This is a genomic window from Qingrenia yutianensis, assembly GCF_014385105.1.
Classification (GTDB): domain Bacteria; phylum Bacillota; class Clostridia; order UMGS1810; family UMGS1810; genus Qingrenia; species Qingrenia yutianensis.
Genome location: NZ_JACRTE010000091.1, coordinates 1 through 689, shown reverse-complemented (window position 1 = coordinate 689; position 689 = coordinate 1). Strand labels below are relative to the sequence as shown.

The following is a 689-nucleotide window of genomic DNA, read 5'->3' as shown; positions in this document are numbered from 1 at the left end:
AAAAGAAAAGATATTCAAAAATGCGGCTACTATCCCGACTATCATCAGAACAGTGCCGCATATGATTGAACCTATCAAAATCCATGTTCGTTTGTCTGTGGCAAGTGTAATTGCCGCTTTTATAACCGCCGGACTTACCGCCATAAGCATTCACCCCCTACATATGCATTTCCTGACCGTCATTATCCTCGATATCCTGAAGCCTGATTCTTTCCGCATCGCTGCTGAACAGTACCTCGTTACAGTCCATACACTCTATACTGTAACACTCGCTGTCCCCGTAATTGGCAAGCTCAATTTTATGACCGATATGTTTTGAAAGGTTTCCGCCCATATCTTCCTGATACAAAATGGCTCCGTCATTTGTATTATATACTCTGCATACATTGCCTTCCTGTCGGCATTCAAGATCAATCTCACAATCGCAGGTTTCAATATATTCGGTTATGTAAAACTCCATACAGGGTACATGATGGCGCTGCATACACATTTTTTCGATATACTGCGTTATGGTACTGCGTTCCTCATCGGTCATAACATATTCTCTCTCAATCGCTTTATTTTCTGTATCTATGTCATAAAACATTCTGATTTCGCCGATTACAGGATTATATTCCGTAAACAGATTTACCCAAGCACTGTCATCGCCAATTATATTTATTCCGAATTTTTTATCTACATCAAACCAC

General features: G+C 40.2%; 1 protein-coding gene. It reads right to left on the bottom strand.

Features of this window, described 5'->3' with window-relative positions; all coding sequences use genetic code 11:
* Positions 1–157: 157 nt before the first annotated feature.
* On the bottom strand, positions 158–689 hold a 532-nt coding region (locus tag H8706_RS12240; protein ID WP_262432858.1), incomplete at its 5' end, for a hypothetical protein.